Source organism: Neisseria sp. P0021.S006, assembly GCF_051956895.1.
In genome coordinates, this window is the sequence record NZ_JBQCWZ010000690.1 from 1 (window position 1) to 732 (window position 732).

1 protein-coding gene is annotated in these 732 nt (G+C 46.4%); it reads left to right on the top strand.

What is annotated here, in order from left to right; translation table 11 throughout:
- Positions 1-147 precede the first annotated feature (147 nt).
- Positions 148-732: DUF6973 domain-containing protein (locus ACTHUM_RS16500; RefSeq protein ID WP_440403495.1), on the top strand; the 585-nt coding region annotated here is incomplete at its 3' end.

Sequence of the window (732 nt, forward strand, 5' to 3'; positions counted from 1 at the left end):
GTCTGAAAGTTTTCAGACGGCCTTATTTTTATTATAAAATAGCCATTTATGCGCCGATTTGTCCGTATGGAAATTAATTTGCGCTTACGGGCGTTTCTATGTTAAACAAAGAAGTTGAACTCACACAATAATATCGATAGTTACATCATGAAACATATTAAAAAACACATTCAATGCGCCGTTCTCGGCATGCTGGTATTGTCCGGCTGTCAATCGTATCAGGAAGATCAAAGCCGTCGCAGTAAAATGGCTCAATTCGCGCTTAACCATCCCGTAGCCGCCCAAGTTATCGGCATGGAAGACGAAGGTTTAATCAATATGACCAGCAATGCCACACGCTTTGCCGAGCGTTCAGGTTTGGATGACAAAGCAAACGGCGACAGCAGGGGAACACAAGTCAATGCCGTACGCCAAGCATTGTGGCAGGCGGCGATTGCTTCCAAATTCGACAGCATTATTGCAGAAAAAGCAGGTAATGCGCGTCTGACGGATATGGAATTGCGTGAAGGTAAAGATGACTACTTCAGCCGCTACCTTGCCGACCAAGCGGTTGATCAGCGCAACAACCGTATCGGCCGCAGTATCGGCAGTGCCAAGCCTGACAGCGATATGAAAACGCTAGCGGCAAGCATTTTGTTCTACTACAACAAAGTAGGCTTATGGACGGCTTCCGAAGTGAAAAACCGTTGGCACATCAAACAGGAAAAACTTTCAGACGGCCAGTATGCCGAG